This window comes from Pseudomonas sp. PME37.24/025 (genome assembly GCF_055556615.1).
On the sequence record NZ_JBVHNK010000003.1, the window covers coordinates 475,318 to 497,839 of the forward strand.

18 protein-coding genes and 1 pseudogene are annotated in these 22,522 nt (G+C 59.6%); 9 read left to right on the plus strand and 10 right to left on the minus strand.

From position 1 onward, the window contains the following. Positions 1-296 precede the first annotated feature (296 nt). The 6 genes from ACZ3HH_RS08175 (at position 297) to ACZ3HH_RS08200 (ending at position 9,931) form a co-directional block, all read left to right on the plus strand. Complete coding sequence (locus ACZ3HH_RS08175) at positions 297-1,640, plus strand: imelysin family protein (protein WP_465803901.1); 1,344 nt, start codon at positions 297-299, stop codon at positions 1,638-1,640. 264 nt (positions 1,641-1,904) lie between these two features. Then, positions 1,905-3,332, plus strand: a complete 1,428-nt coding sequence (locus tag ACZ3HH_RS08180; protein WP_465803902.1) for a di-heme oxidoreductase family protein — start codon at positions 1,905-1,907, stop codon at positions 3,330-3,332. Between the two features lie 27 nt (positions 3,333-3,359). Continuing rightward, positions 3,360-4,424: an imelysin family protein gene (locus ACZ3HH_RS08185; RefSeq protein ID WP_465803904.1), complete on the plus strand. Its 1,065-nt coding sequence runs from the start codon at positions 3,360-3,362 to the stop codon at positions 4,422-4,424. Between the two features lie 14 nt (positions 4,425-4,438). After that, positions 4,439-5,536: a DUF1513 domain-containing protein gene (locus tag ACZ3HH_RS08190; protein ID WP_465803905.1), complete on the plus strand. Its 1,098-nt coding sequence runs from the start codon at positions 4,439-4,441 to the stop codon at positions 5,534-5,536. A 206-nt stretch (positions 5,537-5,742) separates the two neighbouring features. Then, positions 5,743-6,891 carry an efflux RND transporter periplasmic adaptor subunit gene (locus ACZ3HH_RS08195; RefSeq protein ID WP_465803906.1) on the plus strand — a complete coding sequence of 383 codons (1,149 nt, stop codon included), beginning with the start codon at positions 5,743-5,745 and terminating at the stop codon, positions 6,889-6,891. A 13-nt stretch (positions 6,892-6,904) separates the two neighbouring features. Next, positions 6,905-9,931: a multidrug efflux RND transporter permease subunit gene (locus ACZ3HH_RS08200; RefSeq protein WP_465803908.1), complete on the plus strand. Its 3,027-nt coding sequence runs from the start codon at positions 6,905-6,907 to the stop codon at positions 9,929-9,931. Between the two features lie 182 nt (positions 9,932-10,113). Here ACZ3HH_RS08200 and ACZ3HH_RS08205 read toward each other — a convergent pair whose 3' ends face one another. The 5 genes and pseudogenes from ACZ3HH_RS08205 to colR all read right to left on the minus strand — a co-directional run bounded on the left by ACZ3HH_RS08205 (position 10,114) and on the right by colR (position 13,382). Then, positions 10,114-10,341: a hypothetical protein gene (locus ACZ3HH_RS08205; RefSeq protein WP_026331876.1), complete on the minus strand. Its 228-nt coding sequence runs from the start codon at positions 10,339-10,341 to the stop codon at positions 10,114-10,116. Positions 10,342-10,343: 2 nt separating this feature from the next. Beyond that, positions 10,344-10,430 (minus strand): annotated as a pseudogene (locus ACZ3HH_RS08210) (lipopolysaccharide kinase InaA family protein); the annotation flags it as partial. A gap of 106 nt (positions 10,431-10,536) precedes the next feature. Next, positions 10,537-11,217 carry a class I SAM-dependent methyltransferase gene (locus tag ACZ3HH_RS08215; RefSeq protein ID WP_465803910.1) on the minus strand — a complete coding sequence of 227 codons (681 nt, stop codon included), beginning with the start codon at positions 11,215-11,217 and terminating at the stop codon, positions 10,537-10,539. Between the two features lie 211 nt (positions 11,218-11,428). Next, positions 11,429-12,709, minus strand: a complete 1,281-nt coding sequence (locus tag ACZ3HH_RS08220) for a sensor histidine kinase (protein ID WP_465803912.1) — start codon at positions 12,707-12,709, stop codon at positions 11,429-11,431. After that, positions 12,699-13,382 carry a two-component system response regulator ColR gene (gene colR / locus ACZ3HH_RS08225; protein WP_123358022.1) on the minus strand — a complete coding sequence of 228 codons (684 nt, stop codon included), beginning with the start codon at positions 13,380-13,382 and terminating at the stop codon, positions 12,699-12,701. Before colR ends, ACZ3HH_RS08220 begins: the two co-directional genes overlap by 11 nt. Positions 13,383-13,580: 198 nt before the next feature. Here colR and ACZ3HH_RS08230 point away from each other — a divergent pair, with 198 nt between their 5' ends. Together ACZ3HH_RS08230 and ACZ3HH_RS08235 are read left to right on the plus strand one after the other, a co-directional pair. Beyond that, a complete protein-coding gene (locus tag ACZ3HH_RS08230) occupies positions 13,581-15,530 on the plus strand; it encodes an LTA synthase family protein (RefSeq protein WP_465803913.1) in 1,950 nt (649 codons plus the stop codon). Positions 15,531-15,584: 54 nt separating this feature from the next. Next, the gene (locus tag ACZ3HH_RS08235) at positions 15,585-16,328 is read left to right on the plus strand and encodes a phosphatase PAP2 family protein (RefSeq protein ID WP_465803915.1); all 744 of its coding nucleotides are present in this window, start codon (positions 15,585-15,587) and stop codon (positions 16,326-16,328) included. A 173-nt stretch (positions 16,329-16,501) separates the two neighbouring features. Here the strand turns inward: ACZ3HH_RS08235 and groL are convergent, their stop codons facing one another. The 4 genes from groL to ACZ3HH_RS08255 all read right to left on the minus strand — a co-directional run bounded on the left by groL (position 16,502) and on the right by ACZ3HH_RS08255 (position 20,009). Then, entirely contained in the window at positions 16,502-18,145 is a 1,644-nt protein-coding gene (gene groL, locus ACZ3HH_RS08240; protein ID WP_008155543.1) for a chaperonin GroEL, read from the minus strand. Positions 18,146-18,194: 49 nt separating this feature from the next. Then, positions 18,195-18,488, minus strand: a complete 294-nt coding sequence (locus ACZ3HH_RS08245) for a co-chaperone GroES (RefSeq protein ID WP_090180803.1) — start codon at positions 18,486-18,488, stop codon at positions 18,195-18,197. Between the two features lie 246 nt (positions 18,489-18,734). Further along, the gene (locus ACZ3HH_RS08250) at positions 18,735-19,211 is read right to left on the minus strand and encodes an FxsA family protein (RefSeq protein WP_465803916.1); all 477 of its coding nucleotides are present in this window, start codon (positions 19,209-19,211) and stop codon (positions 18,735-18,737) included. A 66-nt stretch (positions 19,212-19,277) separates the two neighbouring features. Next, entirely contained in the window at positions 19,278-20,009 is a 732-nt protein-coding gene (locus tag ACZ3HH_RS08255; protein ID WP_465803918.1) for a HugZ family pyridoxamine 5'-phosphate oxidase, read from the minus strand. Positions 20,010-20,179: 170 nt separating this feature from the next. Between ACZ3HH_RS08255 and ACZ3HH_RS08260 the strand changes: the two genes are divergently transcribed. Then, on the plus strand, positions 20,180-20,938 hold the full coding sequence (locus ACZ3HH_RS08260) for an SDR family oxidoreductase (protein WP_465803919.1): 759 nt from the start codon (positions 20,180-20,182) through the stop codon (positions 20,936-20,938). 192 nt (positions 20,939-21,130) lie between these two features. Here the strand turns inward: ACZ3HH_RS08260 and apbC are convergent, their stop codons facing one another. Beyond that, complete coding sequence (gene apbC / locus ACZ3HH_RS08265) at positions 21,131-22,225, minus strand: iron-sulfur cluster carrier protein ApbC (protein ID WP_008069516.1); 1,095 nt, start codon at positions 22,223-22,225, stop codon at positions 21,131-21,133. Positions 22,226-22,522 lie beyond the last annotated feature (297 nt).

Consider the following 22,522-nt stretch of genomic DNA (forward strand, 5'->3'; position numbering starts at 1 on the left):
CCTGTGGCGAGGGAGCTTGCTCCCGTTCGGCTGCGCAGCAGTCGCAATCAGGTTGACGCGATACTTCTGGCAGAACCGGGTTGCAGAATTTGGGACAGCTTCGCCGTCCAGCGGGAGCAAGCTCCCACTCCACAGTGCTGCGCCAGCTGCTATAGATCATATTCCTGGCATTCAGCCGCGCGAATAAGAAATATTTACAAGCACAACCCTTTACACATAATGCGAAAGATTTGCATTATGTCGCAGTTTTGCGCGCCCCCCGCGCGTCCATCAATCACCGAAGCAGGATGTTCGCCATGATTCGTATGCCTCTGGCCACCGCCAGTCTGCTGGCCATCGCTATTTCCCTCGCCGGTTGCGGCGAAGGCAAAGACAAGGCTGCCGCTCCACAAGCGCCGACCCCGGCCGCCAGCACCGCTGCCCCGGCTGCGCCTGCTGCTACCGGTAAAGTCGATGAAGCCGCCGCCAAGGCTGTGGTCGCGCACTACGCCGACATCGTCTTCGCCGTTTACAGCGATGCCGAATCCACCGCGAAAACCCTGCAAACCGCCGTCGACACATTCCTCGCCAAGCCGAACGCCGACACCCTGAAAGCCGCCAAGGCTGCCTGGATCGCGGCCCGCGTGCCTTACCTGCAGAGCGAAGTGTTCCGCTTCGGCAACACCATCATCGACGACTGGGAAGGTCAGGTGAACGCCTGGCCACTGGACGAAGGCTTGATCGACTACGTCGACAAATCCTACGAACACGCACTGGGTAACCCGGGCGCCACCGCCAACATCATCGCCAACACTAAAGTTCAGGTCGGCGAAGACAAGGTCGATGTGAAAGACATCACCCCGGAAAAACTCGCCAGCCTGAACGAGCTGGGCGGTTCCGAGGCCAACGTCGCCACCGGCTACCACGCCATCGAATTCCTGCTCTGGGGCCAGGACCTGAACGGCACCGGCCCTGGCGCCGGCAACCGTCCGGCTACCGACTACCTGCAAGGCAAAGGCGCTACTGGCGGTCACAACGATCGTCGTCGTGCTTACCTGAAATCCGTGACCCAACTGTTGGTCAACGACCTGCAAGAAATGGTCGGTAACTGGAAGCCGAACGTGGCCGACAACTACCGCGCCACCCTGGAAGCGGAACCGGCTGAAACCGGCCTGCGCAAAATGCTGTTCGGCATGGGCAGCCTGTCCTTGGGCGAACTGGCGGGCGAGCGCATGAAGGTTTCCCTGGAAGCCAACTCCCCGGAAGACGAACAGGATTGCTTCAGCGACAACACCCACAACTCGCACTTCTACGACGCCAAAGGCGTGCGTAACGTGTACCTGGGCGAATACACCCGCGTCGATGGCACCAAAATGACCGGCGCCAGCCTGTCGTCGCTGGTCGCCAAAGCCGACCCGGCAGCCGACACCGCGCTGAAAGCCGACCTGGCCGCCACCGAAGCCAAACTTCAGGTCATGGTCGATCACGCCAACAAGGGTGAGCACTATGACCAACTGATCGCTGCGGGCAACACTGCTGGCAACCAGATCGTGCGCGACGCCATCGCTTCGCTGGTCAAGCAGACCGGTTCGATCGAAGCGGCCGCTGGCAAACTGGGCATCAGCGACCTGAACCCGGACAACGCTGATCACGAGTTCTGATCAACGCTGGCTGAGTGAAAAAGGCGACCTGGTCGCCTTTTTCATGCCTGATTTTTGAGTGATGCTGACGGCCTCATCGCGGGCAAGCCACGCTCCCACAGGTTCAGTGCAAGAGCCTGTGGGAGCGGGCTTGCCCGCGATGGCCTCGACACGGTCTCAAGTCAATCCCCGCCTCAGATCAACCAAACGATAATTCCTCTTATTCAAACTCCCCTGCCCTGTTAGACTTTGCGCCCTTGTTTTGCTCGTCTTGCAGGATGTCCGATGCCCTCGCTGCCTCTTCGCTTGTCCGCTCTGTTGCTGGCCCTGGGCCTGAGTGCCTGCGATGACGCCCCGCGTTTTACCCAGGCCGAACCCGGTGAAGCCCGGTCCGGCGGCAGTGCGACGGTGCGCAAGACCGATCAGAACGCATTCTCCCTGCCGTCCGCCAATCTGCCACCGTCACGGCGCGTCGATTTCAGTGTCGGCAACAGTTTCTTTCGCAGCCCTTGGGTGATTGCCCCATCGACCACCACCGCCCGCGATGGCCTTGGCCCGTTGTTCAATACCAACGCCTGCCAGAACTGCCACATCAAGGACGGGCGTGGTCACCCGCCCGCACCCGATGCACCGAATGCGGTGTCGATGCTGGTGCGTCTGTCGATCCCTGATGCGCCGGCCTACGCCAAGGCCATCGAACAACTGGGCGTGGTGCCGGAGCCGGTCTACGGCGGGCAGTTCCAGGACATGTCGGTGCCCGGCGTCGTCCCGGAAGGCAAGGTGCGCGTCGATTACACAGCGGTCCCGGTGCGTTTCAAGGACGGCAGCGAAGTCGAGTTGCGCAAGCCGACCCTGCAGATCACTCAACTCGGCTACGGTCCGATGCATCCCGATACGCGTTTCTCGGCGCGCATCGCACCGCCGATGATTGGCCTGGGCTTGCTTGAAGCGATCCCCGACGAGGCCATTCTGGCTAACGCCGAGGCTCAGGCGCGCGAGAAGAACGGCATCGCCGGACGACCGAACCGGGTCTGGGACGACGCGCAGCAGAAAACCGTCCTCGGGCGATTTGGCTGGAAGGCCGGGCAACCGAACCTCAATCAACAAAATGTTCACGCGTTCTCTGGTGATATGGGCCTCACGACCAGCCTGAGAACCGTTGATGACTGCACCGACGCGCAAACCGCTTGCAAGCAGGCGCCCAACGGCAATGGCCCGGATGGCGAGCCGGAAGTCAGCGATAACATTCTGCGGCTGGTGCTGTTCTACAGCCGTAATCTCGCGGTGCCGGCCCGTCGCGATGTCGGCGCGCCACAAGTGCTGGCCGGCAAGAATCTGTTTTTCCAGGCGGGGTGCCAGTCCTGCCATACCCCGAAATACACCACCGCCGCCAATGCCGCGGAACCTGAATTGGCCAATCAAGTGATTCGCCCTTACAGCGACCTGCTGCTGCATGACATGGGCGACGGCCTGGCCGACAACCGCAGCGAATTCCAGGCCAGCGGCCGCGACTGGCGCACGCCGCCGTTGTGGGGCATCGGCCTGACACAAGCGGTCAGCGGCCACACCCAGTTTTTGCATGACGGCCGCGCCCGTAACGTGCTCGAAGCCGTGCTCTGGCATGGCGGCGAGGCAAAGGCGGCGCAGCAACAGGTTTTGTCTTTCAATGCCGAGCAGCGCGCGGCGTTGCTGGCGTTTTTGAATTCCCTTTAATGCGTTTTCCTTAAGCGGGAGCCCGACATGTTCCGTCCCAAATTGTTGTTCACCAGCCTTGCCGCCCTCGCCCTGGGTGCCTGTTCGCCCCAGGATCCGCAAGCGGTCACATCGGCGGCCATCGCCAAGCAAGTCATTCTGCCGACCTACAGCCGCTGGGTCGAAGCCGACCGGCAACTGGCGGTCAGCGCCCTGGCCTTCTGCCAAGGCAAGGAAAACCTCGAAACCGCCCGCGCCGACTTCCTGCACGCGCAGAAAGCCTGGGCCGAGTTGCAACCGCTGCTGATCGGGCCGTTGGCCGAGGGCAACCGTTCGTGGCAGGTGCAGTTCTGGCCGGACAAGAAAAACCTCGTGGGCCGTCAGGTCGAGCAACTGGTCACCGCGCAACCGCAGATCGATGCCGCCGCCCTGACCAAGTCCAGCGTTGTGGTGCAAGGCCTCTCGGCCTATGAATACATCCTGTTCGACAGCAAGATCGACATGGCCGACAGCACGCAGAAAGCCAAATACTGCCCGCTGCTGACCGCCATTGGCGAACGTCAGAAACAACTGGCCGAAGAGATCCTGTCGCGCTGGAACACCAACGACGGCATGCTCGCGCAGATGAGCAAATTCCCGAACCAGCGCTACGCCGACTCCCACGAAGCGATCGCCGATCTGCTGCGCGTGCAAGTGACGGCGCTGGACACCCTGAAGAAAAAACTCGGCACGCCGATGGGCCGTCAGAGCAAAGGCACGCCACAGCCGTTCCAGGCCGATGCCTGGCGCAGCCAATCGTCGCTGAAAAGCCTGGAAGCGAGCCTGAGCGCGGCGCAAACCGTCTGGGTGGGTGTCGACAACAAAGGCCTGCGCGGTCTGTTGCCGAGCGAGCAGAAACCCTTGGCTGACAAGATCGACGCGGCCTACGCAGCGTCCCTGAAACTGCTCGCCAGCAACCAGCGCTCGCTGACCGACATGCTCACTGACGATGCCGGGCGCCAGCAGCTCAACGCGATCTACGACAGCCTCAACGTTGTCCATCGCCTGCACGAAGGCGAACTGGCCAAGGCGCTGGGCATCCAACTGGGCTTCAACGCCAACGACGGTGACTGATGAGGGCAAGTGCCATGCTGCGACGCCAGGCTCTGACGTTAGGGAGTTTGCTGCTGGGTGCGGTGACACTGGGCGGCTGGACGCTGTTCAAGCAAAAAGACAAAAGCCCGCTGCTGCTCTCGGCGCGGGACGACGCTGACGGCAAGCACTACGCCGTCGGTTATCGGCTGGACGGCACCCGGGTGTTTGCCACCCAGGTCGGCCAGCGTTGCCACGACATCATCAACCACCCGACGCTGCCGATAGCGCTGTTCGTCGCTCGGCGTCCGGGTACCGAGAGTTACCTGATCGACCTGCGCGACGGCACGCTGCTGCAAACCGTGGTCTCGCAGCCGAACCGGCACTTCTACGGTCACGCAGTGATTCACCAGAGCGGCGATTGGCTGTATGCCACCGAGAACGACACCTCCAATCCGGGCCGTGGCCTGCTCGGCGTGTATAAGTTCGAAGGTGAGCGACTGGTGCACAGCGGCGAGCTTTCCACCCACGGTGTCGGCCCGCATCAGGTGTCGTGGATGCCCGATGGCGAGACACTGATTGTGGCCAACGGCGGCATTCGCACCGAGGCCGAAAGCCGGGTCGAGATGAACCTCAACGCGATGGAGCCAAGCCTGGTGTTGATGCAGCGCGATGGCACTTTGTTGAGCAAGGAAACACTGGCCCAGCAGATGAACAGCGTGCGGCATTTGGGCGTCGCCAGCGATGGCACCATCGTCGCCGGCCAGCAGTTCATGGGCGATGCTCATGAGTCATCGGAGCTGCTGGCGATCAAGCGTCCCGGCCAACCGTTCGTGGCGTTCCCAGTGCCCGAGCATCAGTTGCAGGCCATGGGGCATTACACCGCCAGCGTCGCCGTACACAGCGAACTGCGTCTGGTTGCCCTGACCGCGCCGCGGGGAAACCGCTTTTTTATCTGGGACCTGGACAGCGGTGAAGTACGCCTGGACGCGCCACTTCCCGACTGCGCCGGCGTCGGCGCCGTGGCCGATGGTTTTGTCGTGACCTCGGGCCAAGGCCGTTGCCGGTACTACGATTGCCGCCAGACAACCCTTGTTGCAAAACCTCTGGAGTTGCCTGCCGGGCTCTGGGACAACCATCTTCACTTGATCTGACTTCATCCTCCCTTGTAGGAGCGAAGCTTGCTCGCGAAAGCGGTGCGTCAGCCAACTAATGTACTGACCGATACACCGCTTTCGCGAGCAAGCTTCGCTTCTGCAGGGTTTGCGCCATTCTGTAATAACTGCCAGTTGGAATCCCCCTCACACTCGGAGTAATGTTCCCGCCTGTCTCACCTGATTTTCTCCAAGGAACTGGAAATATGCTGCGTCGCCGCATGCTGATCATGTTGGGTGTTGTTCTGCTAATCGTGCTGGTCCTGGCCGGTTACAAAGCCTTCTCCATCTATACGATGATGCAGGGCTTCTCCGCGCCGAAACCGCCGATAAGTGTCGCGGTGGCCACCGCCACTGAACGTCCGTGGCAAAGCCGTTTGCCAACGGTCGGCACCCTCACCGCGCTGCAAGGGGTCGACCTGAGTCTGGAGATCGCCGGCACCGTCAAGGAAGTGCAGTTCGAGTCCGGGCAGAAGGTCAAGGCCGGTCAACCGATCCTGCAACTCGAGACCTCCGTTGAAACTGCCCTGCTGGCAACCGCTCAAGCAGACCTGGGACTGGCGCAACTGGATTATGGTCGCGGCAGCCAATTGGTGGGCAGCCAGGCCATTTCCAAAGGCGAGTTCGACCGACTCTCGGCGGTGTTGCAAAAGAGCCGGGCCACGGTCAATCAGCTCAAGGCGGCCCTGGAGAGAAGGCGCATCCTCGCCCCGTTCAGCGGGACCATCGGCATTCGACAGGTAGACGTCGGCGACTACGTGGCCAGCGGCACGATGATCGCCACCCTGCAAGACATCAGCAGCCTCTACGTCGACTTCTTTGTGCCCGAACAGTCGGTGCCGAAAATCGCCCTCGGCCAACCGGTACAAGTCATTGTCTCGGCCTACCCGACGGAGAGTTTCCCCGGGACCATCAGTGCGATCAACCCGAAGGTCGAGAGCAGCACCCGCAACGTGCTGGTGCGCGCAACCCTGGCCAACCCCGATGACAAACTGCTGCCGGGGATGTTCGCCAGCCTGCAGGTGATATTGCCTGATCCGCAGCCACGCATCGTCGTGCCGGAAAGCGCGATCACCTACACCCTTTATGGCAACTCGCTGTACGTCGTCGCACAGAAAAAGGCCGAGGACGGCAGTCTCGAAAAAGACGACAAGGGCCAACCGATCCTGATCGCCGAGCGGCGCTTCATCGAAACCGGCGAGCGTCGCGACGGAATGGTCATGATCACCAAAGGCGTGCAGAACGGCGAAAAAGTGGTCACGGGGGGTCAGATCAAACTGGACCACGGCGCGCACATTGCCATCAGCGACGACAAGACCCTAGCCGAGAAGAGCAGTCAGCCGCGCGCTGACTGATCAAGGAATCCCCATGGCTTTTACCGACCCGTTCATCCGCCGCCCGGTGCTCGCCACCGTGGTCAGCCTGTTGATTGTGCTGCTGGGCTTCCAGGCCTGGAGCAAGTTGCCGCTGCGCCAATACCCGCAAATGGAAAACGCCCTGATCACGGTGACCACCGCTTACCCCGGGGCCAACGCCGAAACCATCCAGGGTTACATCACCCAACCGATGCAGCAGAGCCTGGCCAGTGCCGAAGGCATCGACTACATGACCTCGGTCAGTCGCCAGAACTTCTCGGTGATCTCGATCTACGCGCGCATCGGCTCCAACAGCGACCGCCTGTTCACCGAGCTGTTGGCCAAGGCCAACGAGGTCAAGAACCAGCTGCCCCAGGACGCCGAAGACCCGGTGCTGAGCAAGGAAGCCGCCGACGCCTCGGCGCTGATGTACATCAGTTTCTTCAGCAAGGAGCTGAGCAATCCGCAGATTACCGACTACCTGTCGCGGGTCATCCAGCCGAAACTGGCGACCTTGCCGGGCATGGCCGAAGCCGAGATTCTCGGCAATCAGGTATTCGCCATGCGCCTATGGCTGGACCCGGTGAAACTCGCCGGTTTCGGCCTGAGCGCCAGCGACGTGACCAACGCCGTGCGCCAGTACAACTTCCTCTCCGCCGCCGGCGAAGTGAAAGGCGAGTACGTGGTCACCAGCATCAACGCCAACACCGAACTCAAATCCGCCGAAGCCTTTGGCGCGATCCCGCTCAAGGTCGAGGGCGACAGTCGCGTACTGCTGCGGGACGTGGCGCGGGTCGAGATGGGCGCGGAGAACTACAACTCTGTCAGTTCCTTCGGCGGCACGCCCTCGGTGTACATCGGCATCAAGGCCACGCCAGGCGCCAACCCGTTGGACGTGATCAGGGAAGTGCGCAAGATCATGCCGGAGCTGGAAGCTCAGCTGCCGCCGAACCTGAAAGGTGAAATCGCCTACGACGCCACGCTGTTCATCCAGGCCTCCATCGACGAAGTGGTGAAAACCCTGTTCGAAGCGGTGCTGATCGTGATCGTGGTGGTGTTCCTGTTCCTCGGCGCATTGCGCTCGGTGGTGATCCCGGTGGTCACCATTCCGCTGTCGATGATCGGCGTGATGTTCTTCATGCAGATGATGGGCTACTCGATCAACCTGCTGACCTTGCTGGCGATGGTATTGGCCATCGGGCTGGTGGTGGACGACGCCATCGTGGTGGTGGAAAACATCCATCGGCACATTGAAGAAGGCAAGACACCGCTGGATGCCGCGCTTGAAGGCGCTGCGGAAATCGCCATGCCGGTGGTGTCGATGACCATTACCCTGGCGGCGGTCTATGCGCCGATCGGCTTCCTGACCGGCCTGACGGGGGCACTGTTCAAGGAATTCGCCCTGACCCTGGCCGGGGCGGTGGTGATTTCCGGCGTTGTTGCCCTGACACTGTCGCCGATGATGTGTGCCCTGCTGCTGCGCCATGATGAAAACCCTACCGGCCTGGCCCATCGCCTGGACGTGATCTTCGAAGGCCTCAAGCGCCGTTACCAGAGTGTGCTTCATGGCACCCTCAACACCCGGCCGGTGGTGCTGGTGTTCGCGGTAATCGTGCTCTGCCTGATTCCTGTGCTGCTCAAATTCACCCAGTCGGAACTGGCGCCGGACGAAGACCAGGGCGTCATCTTCATGATGGCCAATGCCCCTCAACCGGCCAACCTCGACTACCTGAACACCTACACCGACGAGTTCCTCGCGATTTTCAAGGAGTTCCCCGAGTACTACTCCTCGTTCCAGATCAATGGCTTCAACGGCGTACAATCGGGGATCGGCGGCTTCCTGCTCAAACCCTGGAACGAACGCGAGCGGACCCAAATGCAGATCCTGCCCGAGGTCCAGGGCAAACTGGCAAGCATTCCGGGCTTGCAGATTTTCGGCTTCAACCTGCCTTCCCTGCCAGGCACCGGCGAAGGCTTGCCGTTTCAATTCGTGATCAACTCGGCCAACAGCTATGAGTCATTGTTGGAAGTGACGGACCGGGTGAAAAAAAGAGCGATGGAATCCGGCAAGTTTGCCTTTGTCGACGTCGACCTTGCCTTCGACAAACCCGAAGTCGTGGTGGATATCGATCGCGCCAAGGCTGCACAGATGGGTGTGTCGATGCAGGACCTGGGTGGCACCCTCGCGACGTTGCTGGGTGAGGCGGAGATTAACCGCTTCACCATCGAAGGTCGCAGCTACAAAGTCATTGCGCAGGTGGAACGCCCCTTCCGGGATAATCCCGACTGGCTGAACCATTATTACGTCAAGAACACCAAGGGCGAGTTGCTGCCCCTGTCGACCCTGATCACCGTGACCGACCGGGCGCGCCCGCGCCAGTTGAACCAGTTCCAGCAACTCAATTCGGCCATTCTTTCCGGGGTCCCGCTGGTCAGCATGGGTGAAGCCATCGACACCGTGCGCCAGATCGCCCGGGAAGAAGCGCCGGCGGGATTCGCCGTCGACTATGCCGGTGCGTCACGGCAATACGTTCAGGAAGGCAGCGCGCTGTGGGTCACCTTTGCCCTGGCGTTGGCGATTATCTTCCTGGTGCTGGCGGCCCAGTTCGAAAGTTTCCGCGATCCGCTGGTGATTCTGGTCACCGTGCCGCTGTCGATCTGTGGCGCGTTGATCCCGTTGTTCCTTGGCTGGTCAAGCATGAACATCTATACCCAAGTGGGATTGGTGACGTTGATCGGGTTGATCAGCAAGCACGGGATCCTGATCGTCGAATTCGCCAACCAGTTACGCAAGGAGAAGGGCCTGTCGCCTCGTGAAGCAGTGGAAGAAGCGGCGGCCATTCGCCTGCGTCCGGTATTGATGACCACGGCGGCAATGGTATTCGGCATGGTGCCGTTGATCATCGCCACGGGTGCGGGTGCCGTCAGTCGGTTCGACATTGGCACGGTGATCGCGACGGGGATGTCGATCGGGACGCTGTTTACGTTGTTCGTGTTGCCGTGCATCTACACGTTGCTGGCCAAGCCCGACAAGCCCTGAAGAGCACAACATATCCCTGTGGGAGTCTGCTCGCGATAGCGGTATATCAGGCACCTCAATGCTGACTGGGCCACCGCTATCGCGAGCAGGCTCGCTCCCACAATGGATCGCGCAAGACTTGAGCCATCGGACACAAAAAAGGCCTCGCATCTGCGAGGCCTTTTATTTGGGCTTCAATTTGTTCAACTCTGTGGCCTCAGTCCCTGAGAAAGTCCGAACATGAACAGTAACAAGTCATGATCGGGTTGAGTGGCCACGGGTGCTTTGGCAACCCGGGGCAACGGACAATGCGCGTCACCGTGCACGGAGCTGAGGACTTGAGTGCGGGGCTGCTCCCAGGCCGCCACCGCCAATGAAGCAACTGCCAAGGCTCCGGCTAAAAACAAACCTCGTGCAATTTCGAGTTTCATTGTTATAAGCCTTTGATAGCGCTGCCAAACGCCGTTTTATAAAAGTAGACGACTTTTTTCCAGTCTGTATCGCTGAACGACGAGTGGCGAGGAAAGTCGGTTTTTTTTATCCATTCATCGCTCAGGTTCCAGAAGGAGTCGAAATGATCCTGGGGAGCGACTTCGGTTTCTGCTGCACCTTGCACTGCCATCCCATTACCTCTTCTTGCGTAACACGTAGACTCGCCACATGGAGTAAAGCGGTAAAAAATCCAGTTGCTTCTGGATACGGAAACCCGCCTGCTCAAACTCCTTTTCAACCGTGGCAGCCGGTAACACAAATCGATTCTGGTAACCTTCCTGCCCACGCCTTTTCTCGGCGCGCTTGCGTTTCCAGGCCTTGAAATTGCCGTCCACCCACAACGAAACAATCACGCTGTCGCGGGTGACGCGCTCGAATTCGCGCAGGATGGCCAGTCGATGCTCGGCTTCACCGATGTGATGGAGCAAACGCATGCAGAAAATGCTGTCGACGGCGTTATCGGGCAAGGCAATGTCGAATGCAGAAGCGTGCAAGGGTTGTACCCGTTTTACCACGTCGGCGGGTTGCGCCTGCATGGCAGTTTTCAACATCGACTGCGAGTTGTCGGCGCCGATGATGACACGGTTGTGTTTTTCCGCCAGCAGCGGCCAGAAACGCCCCGCGCCGCAGGGCAAATCGAGGACTAGCCCAGGCTCACCCGCCAGCGTCAGCGCTTTTCGCGCCAGTTGCTCGCCACGCCAATGGGATAGGCGACGGCCGAGACCTTCCTGATGCTTGCGCAGAGATTTCCGGGCGTGTTGATCGTCTTGATCGTCGTATTTCTCGGAAAAATCGAGCTTGATCGGGTCGGCCATCGCTGCAATCTCCTGAACATCTGATGACCACTACCTTAGGTAGCGCAGTGTCAGCGTCAGGTCGTGCCGTTGTGAAAAATTTGTCATGCAACCCCCGGAATTACTTCAGGGTTTTACAAGGCCGAATTCAGGATCACAGCCTTCGGCAGCGCCCACAGGCGCGTAGGAGCTGCCGAAGGCTGCGATCTTTTCGTTTTTTGGTTCGGTCAGATCAAATCCGGGACGGACTCAACACCACCTGAAAACGGCAGCCGTTGGGTTCCATGTTCGTCAGGCTGACGCTCCAGCCCTGGTTCTCGCAGATCCGCTGCACCAGCGACAGCCCCAGCCCCAGCCCTTCACCGCGTTTTTCGTTGCCACGCACGAAAGGCTCGAACATCGCCTCGCGTTTTTCCTCGGGAATGCCCACACCACTGTCGTCGACCACGAACCCCGTATCCGTCAGGGCCAAACGGATAAATCCACGCTCGGTGTAATGCAGCGCATTACGCAACAGGTTGCCCATCACCGCATGCAGAAGGGTCGCGTTATAGCGGGTGTCCGGCGGATTGCCCGGCTCAAAGTTCAGCGTCAGGCCTTTGGCTTCGATTGGCTCGCGCCATTGGCTGAGCAGCCCGTCGGCTACCTGGCTCAGGGTCTGCTGGGGAGCCATGCTGGCGTCTTCATGTTGAGCACGCGCCAGCATCAGGAAAGTTTGCACCAGCTCGCGCATCTCGGCACACGCACGGGCAATTCGCTCGACCTGGGCACGACCGCGCTGATCGATACCAGGGTTTTCCAGCAATAGCTCACAGGAACTGGCCAACACCATCAACGGCGTGCGCAGCTCATGGCTGACGTCACTGGTGAACAATCGCTCGCGGGTCAACGCCTGACGCAAGCGCCCGAGGGTGGCGTCGAACGCCACAGCCAGTTCGCCTACTTCATCAGCAGCATAATCCGGCGCCAGTGGCGGTGCCAGGCCCAACAATTGATCCCGATGACGCACCTGACGGGCCAAACGCACCACTGGCGCCATCACCTTGCGCGCCAGCACCCAGCCGAGAAACACCGCCAGTGCCAGACTCAGCACGAAGCCCACCAGCACCACAGCAAACAGCACCCGTTCACGCTCTTCAAAATCGCTCTGGTCTTGCAACAGCACGTAACGCCGACCGTCAACGATTTCGACCATCGCGTGATACGACAGCTGCTCGCGAAAGACTTCATGAAAGCCCGAGTCCAGGTGCCGCAAATCCTTGGGCAAGTCAAAGTCGCCCGGCCCGCCGCTGAAATAGAACAACTGGTCCGGCTCGGGGCGGTGGCTCCAGTCCGAGACACTGTCCATCAGCAGCAGACGTTGCAAATCACCGCCCAGACCTGCCGAGATCAGTTTCTCTTCCACCAGGTGCACGGTCGCGATAATGCCGATGGCGAAGGCCCCCGCCACCAGTGCGCTCATCAACGCAAAGGCGATGATGATCCGTTGAGCAAGGCTCTGCTTAAACTCCATCACGGCCCTCGGCCAAGCGATAACCGACACCATGCACCGTATGCAGCAAGGGCTTGGCAAACGGTTTGTCGATCACTTGGCGCAGTTGATGGACGTGGCTGCGCAGGCTGTCGCTGTCCGGGCAGTCATCCCCCCACAAGGCCTCTTCGAGCACCTCACGGCGTAACACATGGGGGCTTTTCTGCATCAACACGGCCAGCAACTTCAGGCCCACAGGGTTGAGTTTCAGCAGACGCCCTTCGCGCGTCACTTCCAGCGTATCGAGGTCGTAGCTCAGATCACCAACTTGCAAGGATCGGCGACCGCCTCCCTGGGTTCGGCGCATGACTGCTTCGATACGCGCTGCCAGTTCGGACAAGGCAAAGGGCTTGATCAGGTAGTCGTCGGCACCAGACTTGAAGCCTTGCAAACGGTCGTCCAGTTGATCGCGGGCGGTGAGCATGATCACTGGTGTGTCGCGGCGGGCGTCTTCGCGCAGGCGTTTGCACAGGGTATAGCCGTCGATGCCGGGCAGCATGATGTCGAGCACGATCAAGTCGTAATGCTCGGTGGCGGCCAGGTGCAGGCCCGACAAACCGTCCTGCGCGCAATCCACGGTGTAACCCTTGAGCCCCAGATAATCGGCCAGATTGGCCAGGATATCGCGGTTATCTTCAACCAATAGAATTCGCATCGGCACCTCCTTCGTACACAACGGCTGTCTTGGCGCGCAGCTTAAGGCCAAGTGTGGCTCAGGGATAGGGTGGCGGGCCTTAGAATCAACTCGTTCAACCAAACTATGGGGATAACAAGTTTTTCACTATCGATTCACAAGCTGACTACAGTGATCGGGGGAGAATCTCGCGCAATTGATAGTAGGGAATGTAATCCAATGGACTTCTTCAAGACTGCGCCAATGCGCTTTCTGCTGCTCGTGACCAGCGTCTGGCTGGTGATTTTCTTCCTGACCCGAACGGTTCTGTTGCTCACTCACCTGGATGAAGCCGGTAGCGGATTCTTGTCAGTGTTCGGCGTCGGCCTGCTTTACGACCTGGGCTTTATTGCCTATGCAGCGCTGCCGATGGGCCTCTACTTGCTGCTCTGCCCGCCGGCCTTGTGGCGCCGCCGTGGCCACCGCTGGGTTCTTCAGGGACTGCTGACCGTCAGCCTGTTCGCCATGTTGTTCACTTCCGTGGCCGAATGGCTGTTTTGGGATGAATTCGGTGTGCGCTTTAACTTCATCGCCGTCGATTACCTCGTGTACTCCGACGAAGTGCTGAACAACCTGCTGGAGTCCTACCCGATCGGTACACTGCTGAGCATCCTCGCAGTGTTGGCCATCGCCCTGAGTTTTGCGTTGCGCAAACCTTTCAATGCCGCGCTGGACGCTCCATTGGCACCACTGCGCGGGCGCCTGTTGAATGCACTGGGTCTGTTGATCGTCGCGGGGCTGAGCCTGCAACTGCTCAGTCAGGATTCACCGCGCGCCCAAGGCGGTAACGCCTATCAGAACGAACTGGCGAGCAATGGGCCGTATCAGTTCTTTGCTGCATTCCGCAACAATGAACTGGATTACCCACAGTTCTACAGCAGCCTGCCGCCGGCAGTCGTAGCACGGCAGATTCGCGCTGAATTAAGCGAACCCAACGCACGCTTCATCGGCGAAGATCCGCAGGACATTCGCCGGATGATCGACAACCCGGGAACTGTGCGTAAACCCAACATTGTGCTGGTGACCATTGAAAGCTTCAGCGCCAAGTACTTGGGCAGCAACGGCAACGACCGTAACCTGACACCCAACCTTGATGCCTTGCGCAAGCAGAGCCTGTACTTCAATAACTTCTACGCCACCGGCACCCGCACCGATCGCGGTCTTGAGGCGATTACCCTGGCGATCCCGCCAACCCCTGGGCGTTCGATCGTCAAGCGTGTGGGTCGCGAAAGCGGTTTCGCCAGCCTCGGCCAGCAACTCAGCGCCGAGGGTTACGACAGTGTATTCGTCTATGGCGGACGCGGTTACTTCGACAACATGAACGCGTTCTTCAGTGGCAACGGCTATCGTGTCGTCGATCAGAGCAGCGTCGATGAGTCAGAGATTCACTTCAAGAACGCCTGGGGCATGGCTGACGAAGACCTCTATAACCAGACCCTGAAACTGGCTGACGCCGACTACGCCAGACAACAGCCGTTTCTGCTGCAACTGATGACCACCTCCAACCATCGTCCTTATACCTACCCGGACAACCGGATCGATATCAAATCCGGCAACGGTCGCGACGGCGCGGTGAAGTACACCGACTACGCCATTGGTCAGTTCCTCGATCAGGCGCGCAAAAAGCCGTGGTTCGACAATACAATCTTCGTCTTCGTCGCCGACCACACGGCCGGTAGCGCTGGCAAGGAAGACTTGCCGATCAGCAACTACCAGATTCCGTTGTTCATCTATGCACCGAAACTCATCGACGCTCGGGAAACCGCACAACTGGCCAGCCAGATTGACTTGGCGCCGACCTTGTTGGGTCTGCTGAACCTGGACTATCAATCGACCTTCTTCGGCCGCAACTTGCTGCAGGACAATCCACTGCCGCCCCGCGTGGTCGTTGGCAATTACCAGCATCTGGGCTTGTTCGACGGCAAGAATTTGGCGATTCTGAGTCCTCGCCAAGGGCTGCGCCTGCATGATGAAGCTCTGACCGAGAGTCGCGAGTCCCGGGCCACCGTCAGCGATCCGTTGATTGCCCGCGCCATCACCTATTACCAAACCGCCAGTTATGGCTTCAAGCAACAGCTGCTTGGCTGGAAAGCGCCCAAGGAGGGTGCCGAGCAAATCAGCGTACGTTAACCGAATAGCCCCGGGCTGATGCCCCGGGGCTTTTTCCTTCGTTCAGGATCCACCATGTCATCAACTGCTGTCCGTCCCGAGTCTCGCCCGCTCAACTTTTGGCTATGCCTGGGAGTGCCCGCCATTGCGGCGATCACCCTGCTGTTGCTCGAACTGACGTCCCTGGACATGGACCTTGCCAGGCTGTTCTACGACCCGGTTGCCGGGGCGTTCATCGGCCGGCACAGTTACTTCCTGGAAGACATCCTGCATGACCGGGCCAAGCAACTGGTCATCGCCTTTTCGGTGTTCGCCATCCTGGGCTTCATTGGCTCCTTTTTCATGGACCGGCTCAAACCGTTCAAGCGTGAACTGGGTTGCCTGGTGTTGTCTCTGGCGCTGGCGACGTCGTTCGTCACTCCGGTCAAAGCCGTGACCGCAGTGCAATGCCCATGGAGTCTGGAGCAATTCGGCGGGCACGAAACCTACAGCGAACTGCTCAGCCCTCGCCCGCACACCGACAAGCCGGGCCGCTGCTGGCCCGGTGGTCATGCGGCGACTGGCTTCACATTGTTTGCGCTGTTTTTCGTGTTGCGCGACCGTCGTCCGCGTCTGGCGCGCAAGGCGTTTGTCTTCGCCTTCGCGTTGGGCTCGGTGTTCTCCATCAGCCGGATGATGCAGGGCGCGCATTTCTTTTCGCACAACGTGTGGACGGCGATTTTCTGCTGGCTGATTTGTCTGGGGGCGTATTACTTCATCCTCTATCGACCGGCCTCCAAGGCTGAGCGAGTAGCCAACGCGGAACCTGTCAGCGTCTGAGCTGACGCCTTCGCGGGCAAGCCTCGCTCCTACAGGTTTAACGCAATCCACTGTGGGAGCGTGGCTTGCCCGCGATGGGCGCGACTCGGTCTCCAGACCTACCAAAATGAAGACAATAAAAAACCCCGCCTGCTTAGCGCAGACGGGGTTTTTATGTACGGGGTGAGGCTGGCTTACATCATGCCGCCCATGCCGCCCATACCGCCCATGTCTGGCATGCCGCCGCCAGCTGGACCGTCTTCCTTGATCTCGGCGATCATGGCTTCGGTGGTGATCATCAGGCTGGCAATCGACGACGCCGCTTGCAGAGCCGAACGAGTCACTTTGGCCGGGTCCAGGATACCCATTTCGATCATGTCGCCGTATTCGCCGGTAGCAGCGTTGTAACCGTAGTTACCCGAACCCTGCTTGACCTTGTCGACTACTACGCTTGGCTCGTCGCCGGAGTTGGCAACGATCTGACGCAGCGGCGCTTCAACAGCGCGACGCAGCAACTGGATGCCAACGTTCTGGTCATCGTTGTCGCCTTTCAGCTCGGAGATAGCCTGCAGAGCGCGAACCAGTGCCACGCCGCCGCCAGGTACCACGCCTTCTTCAACGGCTGCACGGGTAGCGTGCAGGGCGTCTTCAACGCGGGCTTTCTTCTCTTTCATTTCAACTTCGGAACCGGCGCCAACCTTGATCACTGCAACGCCGCCGGACAGCTTGGCCAGACGCTCTTGCAGTTTTTCACGGTCGTAGTCGGACGAAGTGTCAGCCACTTGCTGACGGATCTGCAGAACGCGAGCCTGGATGTCAGCCTCAACGCCGGCACCGTCGATCACGGTGGTGTTCTCTTTGGACAGGATCACGCGCTTGGCATTACCCAGGTGTTCCAGGGTAGTGCTTTCCAGGCTCAGGCCGATCTCTTCGGAGATAACGGTACCGCCAGTCAGAACAGCGATGTCCTGCAGCATGGCCTTGCGACGGTCGCCGAAGCCTGGAGCCTTGACGGCTGCGACTTTAACGATACCGCGCATGTTGTTCACAACCAGAGTCGCCAGGGCTTCGCCTTCAACGTCTTCGGCAACGATCAGCAATGGACGGCCGGCTTTGGCAACGGCTTCCAGTACTGGCAGCATTTCGCGGATGTTCGAGATCTTTTTGTCTACCAGCAGGATCAGCGGACCGTCGAGTTCGGCGGTCATGGTTTCCGGCTTGTTGACGAAGTACGGGGACAGGTAGCCACGGTCGAACTGCATGCCTTCAACAACCGACAGTTCGTTTTCCAGGCCCGAGCCTTCCTCAACGGTGATCACGCCTTCTTTACCGACTTTTTCCATGGCTTCGGCAATGATGTCGCCGATGGAGCTGTCGGAGTTGGCCGAGATGGTGCCAACCTGAGCGATGGCCTTGGTGTCAGCGCAAGGCTTGGACAGGGCTTTCAGCTCTTTGACGATTGCGATGGTCGCTTTGTCGATACCGCGCTTCAGGTCCATCGGGTTCATGCCGGCAGCGACGGCTTTCAGGCCTTCGTTGACGATCGATTGAGCCAGAACGGTAGCGGTGGTGGTGCCGTCGCCTGCGTCATCGTTGGCACGGGAGGCAACGTCTTTGACCAGCTGCGCGCCCATGTTTTCGAAGCGATCTTTCAGCTCGATTTCTTTGGCAACGGAAACGCCGTCCTTGGTGATGGTCGGAGCGCCGAAGCTCTTCTCGATGATCACGTTACGGCCTTTAGGGCCCAGGGTCGCTTTTACTGCGTCAGCCAGGACGTTGACACCGGCGAGCATTTTCTTGCGGGCGGAATCGCCGAATTTAACTTCTTTAGCAGCCATGATCGATATTCCTTAAATACTTTGTAGTAGCGGGAAAATGAGCGGGGAATCAGCCTTCGATAACGGCGAGGATTTCGTTCTCGCTCATTACCAGCAGGTCTTCGCCGTCGACTTTCACAGTGTTGCTGCCGGAGTAAGGACCGAACACAACCTTGTCGCCAACCTTGACGGCCAGTGCACGCACTTCACCGCTATCCAGCACTTTGCCGGTACCGACAGCGAGGATCTCGCCGCTGTTGGCTTTTTCAGCAGCCGAACCTGGCAGGACGATACCGCCAGCGGTTTTCTTTTCTTCTTCGCTGCGACGGATGACGACGCGGTCATGCAGAGGACGAAGCTTCATTGTCGATCTCTCCTAATTGTGGTTTTCATCGGCCGGTGTATTCCCGGCGGGTTTAACAAATCCGGCGGTGCCGGGTGCGGTTCGTCAAGCGAACCGCGGAAGTCTGTCTGGCATGATTGCCAGAAACCTTGCGGTGACCGTTACATAAGGGCGCATAAGCTTATTACAAGGGCCGGGATCGAAATTTTTTACATCGATGACCCGAAATGAACACGGCACCCGAAGGTGCCGTGTAGGTGAAACGATTTACTTGGAGTCGCGGTGTTCGAACTCGCCTTCGATCACGTTGGGCTCTCGGCCCAGTGGCTGCCGCGGCGCAGGACCGCCACGTGGCTGAAGGTCGTCGGCGAACGCACGCTGACGGATCGCCGCTTCTTCGGCGCGCTGGCGCATTTTATTGGCCAGCAAACGACGAGAGATCGGCAGCAGCATGATCAAGCCCAGCACGTCAGTGACGAAGCCCGGCAGGATCAACAGACCGCCAGCCAGGGCCAGCATCAGGCCTTCGAGCATGGTCTGAGCCGGCAGCTCGCCGCGGTTCAGGCTTTCACGGGCGCGCAGTGCAGTTGCCAGACCGGCGATACGCAGCACGAACACGCCGAGCATCGAGCCGAGAATGATCAGCAGCAGGGCCGGGAAAAACCCGATCGCCCCGCTAACCTTGACGAATACGAACAGCTCCAACACCGGGAACAGTACAAAGAGCAATAAAAAAGGGCGCATCAAATGGTTCCTCAACGCAAGAATGCCTTGCCAGTCTTCCCTAGATGACGTCGCCGTTTCGTGAATTCAAGCGTCGGCCACTTCATTTTTCGGCCAATGCTCGGCGTGAGCCAGGAAAACCAAGGCTTCCCGGACTTGTGTCGGCGTATTACAGGGCGTTTGAAACGGCAGCCAGTAGAGCCCCTGACCGATGCGCAAGTGCATGCCTTCGGTGTCGATGCCGGCCAATTGCGCGGGGGCGGTTTTCGGCAGACCCGCCAGGTCCACGTAATGGGCGATGGCTTTGGCGTGATCGGCATTCATGTGCTCGACCATGCTGACTTCGGCCTTGCCGGCGAACGGGTTGGCGAGGGTCAACTGATCGAGCCAGTGAATCGCGCCGAAGCCGCCGATGTAGCGGTGACGTACCGGTTTGAGCACCCAGAAATCGAAATCATGGGCCTTGTGATAGTTCTGCGAATCGGGGAAATAACGGTAGTAACGCTCGGCGGCCGCTTCGATGGCTGCGGGGTCTTGAAGCTTTTCTGCCTCGGCGAGGTAGGTCAGGCGACCAACGGCTTGTACGTCTTCGGCTTCACGCTCACCCACCAACAGCGAACATTTCGGATCTTTCTGCAGGTTGTGAGTGTGCTGAGCGATGCGGCTGATAAGGATCAGCGGCCGGCCCTGCTCATCCAGGCAGTAGGGAACCACGGAGCCAAACGGAAAACCGGGCATCGCTTTGGAGTGCGTCGAGAGTACTCCACGGTATTCCTTGAGAAGCAATTCTCGGGCATGCTTAGCCACTACAACGCTCAATTTATGACTCCTTATATAGAATCCGTCAAAAAAACGGACAGGCGTCTGGGTAAAAGTTCCAGCACGCCATAGGGGCAGTTCTCATGTGCAGCCAAGCCATATCAGGCTCAGATCGAGAGGCCCTCTAGAATAGAAGGAAAACCACTCCGATCTGCTATGGGGCTATGAGAATGCAACTCACTGACAAAGTAATCATTATCACCGGCGGTTGCCAGGGTTTAGGCCGTTCCATGGCCGAGTATCTCGCAGGCAAAGGCGCGAAGCTGGCGCTGGTGGACCTGAACCAGGAAAAACTCGACGCCGCCGTCGCCGCTTGCAAGGCCAAAGGTGTCGAGGCCCGCGCCTACCTGTGCAACGTCGCCGATGAAGAGCAAGTGACCCACATGGTCACCCAGGTGGCCGACGATTTCGGCGCGATCCATGGCCTGATCAACAACGCCGGCATTCTGCGCGACGGCCTGCTGCTGAAGGTCAAGGACGGCGAAATGACCAAGATGAGCCTGGCCCAATGGCAGGCGGTGATCGACGTCAATCTGACCGGCGTATTCCTGTGCACCCGTGAAGTCGCGGCAAAAATGGTCGAGCTGAACAACAGCGGCGCGATCATCAATATCTCGTCGATTTCGCGCGCCGGCAACATTGGCCAGACCAACTACTCCGCCGCCAAGGCCGGTGTCGCTGCGGCGACCGTGACCTGGGCCAAGGAACTGGCACGTTATGGCATTCGCGTGGCGGGCATTGCGCCGGGCTTCATCGAAACCGAGATGACCCTGAGCATGAAGCCCGAAGCGCTGGAGAAAATGACGTCGGGAATTCCGCTCAAGCGCATGGGTAAACCTGAAGAGATCGCCCAGTCGGCGGCCTACATTTTCGAGAACGACTACTACACCGGTCGGATTCTGGAATTGGATGGCGGGTTGCGGATTTAAGGTTGGCACCGAACCTGTGGCAAGCATGCTCTCTGTGGCGAGGGAGCTTGCTCCCGCTCGGCTGCGCAGCAGTCGTAAAAACCGTCAACCGAGTTTCACCTGATAAACCACGGTTGCTGATTTTAGGGCGGCTTCGCCACCCAGCGGGAGCAAGCTCCCTCGCCACAAAAGCGAAGCTTGCCCCTTGCCCAATCAATCGTCGCTGACGGTGATGTTCGGCATCGCCGGCGTTGCCGCTTCCTGCAACACAATCCGCGCGCCGACATGGCGGGCCAGCTCCTGGTAAACCATCGCAATCTGGCTGTCGGGCTCGGCGATCACCGTTGGCTTGCCGCCATCGGCCTGTTCGCGAATAAGCATCGACAGTGGCAACGAAGCCAACAGTTCGACACCGTACTGGTTGGCCAGCTTCACACCGCCACCCTCACCGAACAGATGCTCGGCATGCCCGCAGTTGGAGCAGATGTGCACGGCCATGTTTTCCACCACGCCCAGCACCGGGATGTTGACCTTGCGGAACATCTCCACGCCCTTGCGCGCGTCCAACAATGCCAGATCCTGCGGGGTAGTCACGATTACCGCACCGGCCACCGGGACTTTCTGCGCCAGGGTCAACTGGATATCGCCGGTACCTGGCGGCATGTCGATAACCAGATAATCCAGATCGCCCCAGGCCGTTTGCGTGACCAGTTGCAACAGGGCGCCGGACACCATCGGCCCGCGCCAGACCATCGGCGTGTTGTCGTCGGTCAGGAAGGCCATGGACATTACTTCGACGCCATGGGATTCAATCGGAATGAACCACTTCTGATCCTTGACCTTTGGTCGGGTGCCTTCAGGGATGCCGAACATGATGCCTTGGCTCGGGCCATAGATATCCGCGTCGAGAATCCCGACTTTGGCGCCTTCACGGGCCAGCGCCAACGCGAGGTTGGCAGCGGTGGTGGATTTGCCCACGCCACCCTTGCCGGATGCCACGGCCACGACGTTCTTGACGTTGGCCAACCCTGGAATCTGGGCCTGAGCCTTGTGCGCGGCGATCACGCTGGTGATCTCGACGCGCGCGGTGACGACGCCGTCCAGGCCTTCGATGGCCAGTTGCAGCAATTGCGCCCAGCCGCTCTTGAACAAACCGGCGGCATAACCCAGCTCCAGCTGGACGCTGACGCGATCACCCTGGATGTCGATGCTGCGCACGCATCCGGCGCTGACCGGGTCCTGGTTCAGGTAAGGGTCGGTGTACTGGCGAAGGACGGCTTCCACCGCTGCGCGATTGACGGCGCTCATGGGCAACTCCGATAGCAAGACTGGAAAATCAGGCGGGTATCCTAACCGTTCTACATCATAGACGGCATGCCCCACGATGATTTGTGACAAACACATCCCTGTGGCGAGGGAGCTTGCTCCCGCTCGGCTGCGCAGCAGCCGCAATCACGTTGATGCGTTCCTTCTGTCGGAACCGGGTTGCAGAGGTTGGGGCGGCTTCGCCACCCAGCGGGAGCAAGCTCCCTCGCCACAAAAGCCCTCTTGCACCCAGCAAACTCATCACCACTTTTTTCAGGGTCGATGCATCCGGAAACAGGC

Excerpts from the sequence above, each read along its gene's own strand:
- ACZ3HH_RS08175 (WP_465803901.1), top strand. The coding sequence starts at position 297 with ATGATTCGTATGCCTCTGGCCACCGCCAGTCTGCTGGCCATCGCTATT.
- ACZ3HH_RS08180 (WP_465803902.1), top strand. The coding sequence starts at position 1,905 with ATGCCCTCGCTGCCTCTTCGCTTGTCCGCTCTGTTGCTGGCCCTGGGC.
- ACZ3HH_RS08185 (WP_465803904.1), top strand. The coding sequence starts at position 3,360 with ATGTTCCGTCCCAAATTGTTGTTCACCAGCCTTGCCGCCCTCGCCCTG.
- ACZ3HH_RS08190 (WP_465803905.1), top strand. The coding sequence starts at position 4,439 with ATGCTGCGACGCCAGGCTCTGACGTTAGGGAGTTTGCTGCTGGGTGCG.
- ACZ3HH_RS08195 (WP_465803906.1), top strand. The coding sequence starts at position 5,743 with ATGCTGCGTCGCCGCATGCTGATCATGTTGGGTGTTGTTCTGCTAATC.
- ACZ3HH_RS08200 (WP_465803908.1), top strand. The coding sequence starts at position 6,905 with ATGGCTTTTACCGACCCGTTCATCCGCCGCCCGGTGCTCGCCACCGTG.
- ACZ3HH_RS08205 (WP_026331876.1), bottom strand. The coding sequence starts at position 10,341 with ATGAAACTCGAAATTGCACGAGGTTTGTTTTTAGCCGGAGCCTTGGCA.
- ACZ3HH_RS08215 (WP_465803910.1), bottom strand. The coding sequence starts at position 11,217 with ATGGCCGACCCGATCAAGCTCGATTTTTCCGAGAAATACGACGATCAA.
- ACZ3HH_RS08220 (WP_465803912.1), bottom strand. The coding sequence starts at position 12,709 with ATGGAGTTTAAGCAGAGCCTTGCTCAACGGATCATCATCGCCTTTGCG.
- colR (WP_123358022.1), bottom strand. The coding sequence starts at position 13,382 with ATGCGAATTCTATTGGTTGAAGATAACCGCGATATCCTGGCCAATCTG.
- ACZ3HH_RS08230 (WP_465803913.1), top strand. The coding sequence starts at position 13,581 with ATGGACTTCTTCAAGACTGCGCCAATGCGCTTTCTGCTGCTCGTGACC.
- ACZ3HH_RS08235 (WP_465803915.1), top strand. The coding sequence starts at position 15,585 with ATGTCATCAACTGCTGTCCGTCCCGAGTCTCGCCCGCTCAACTTTTGG.
- groL (WP_008155543.1), bottom strand. The coding sequence starts at position 18,145 with ATGGCTGCTAAAGAAGTTAAATTCGGCGATTCCGCCCGCAAGAAAATG.
- ACZ3HH_RS08245 (WP_090180803.1), bottom strand. The coding sequence starts at position 18,488 with ATGAAGCTTCGTCCTCTGCATGACCGCGTCGTCATCCGTCGCAGCGAA.
- ACZ3HH_RS08250 (WP_465803916.1), bottom strand. The coding sequence starts at position 19,211 with ATGCGCCCTTTTTTATTGCTCTTTGTACTGTTCCCGGTGTTGGAGCTG.
- ACZ3HH_RS08260 (WP_465803919.1), top strand. The coding sequence starts at position 20,180 with ATGCAACTCACTGACAAAGTAATCATTATCACCGGCGGTTGCCAGGGT.
- apbC (WP_008069516.1), bottom strand. The coding sequence starts at position 22,225 with ATGAGCGCCGTCAATCGCGCAGCGGTGGAAGCCGTCCTTCGCCAGTAC.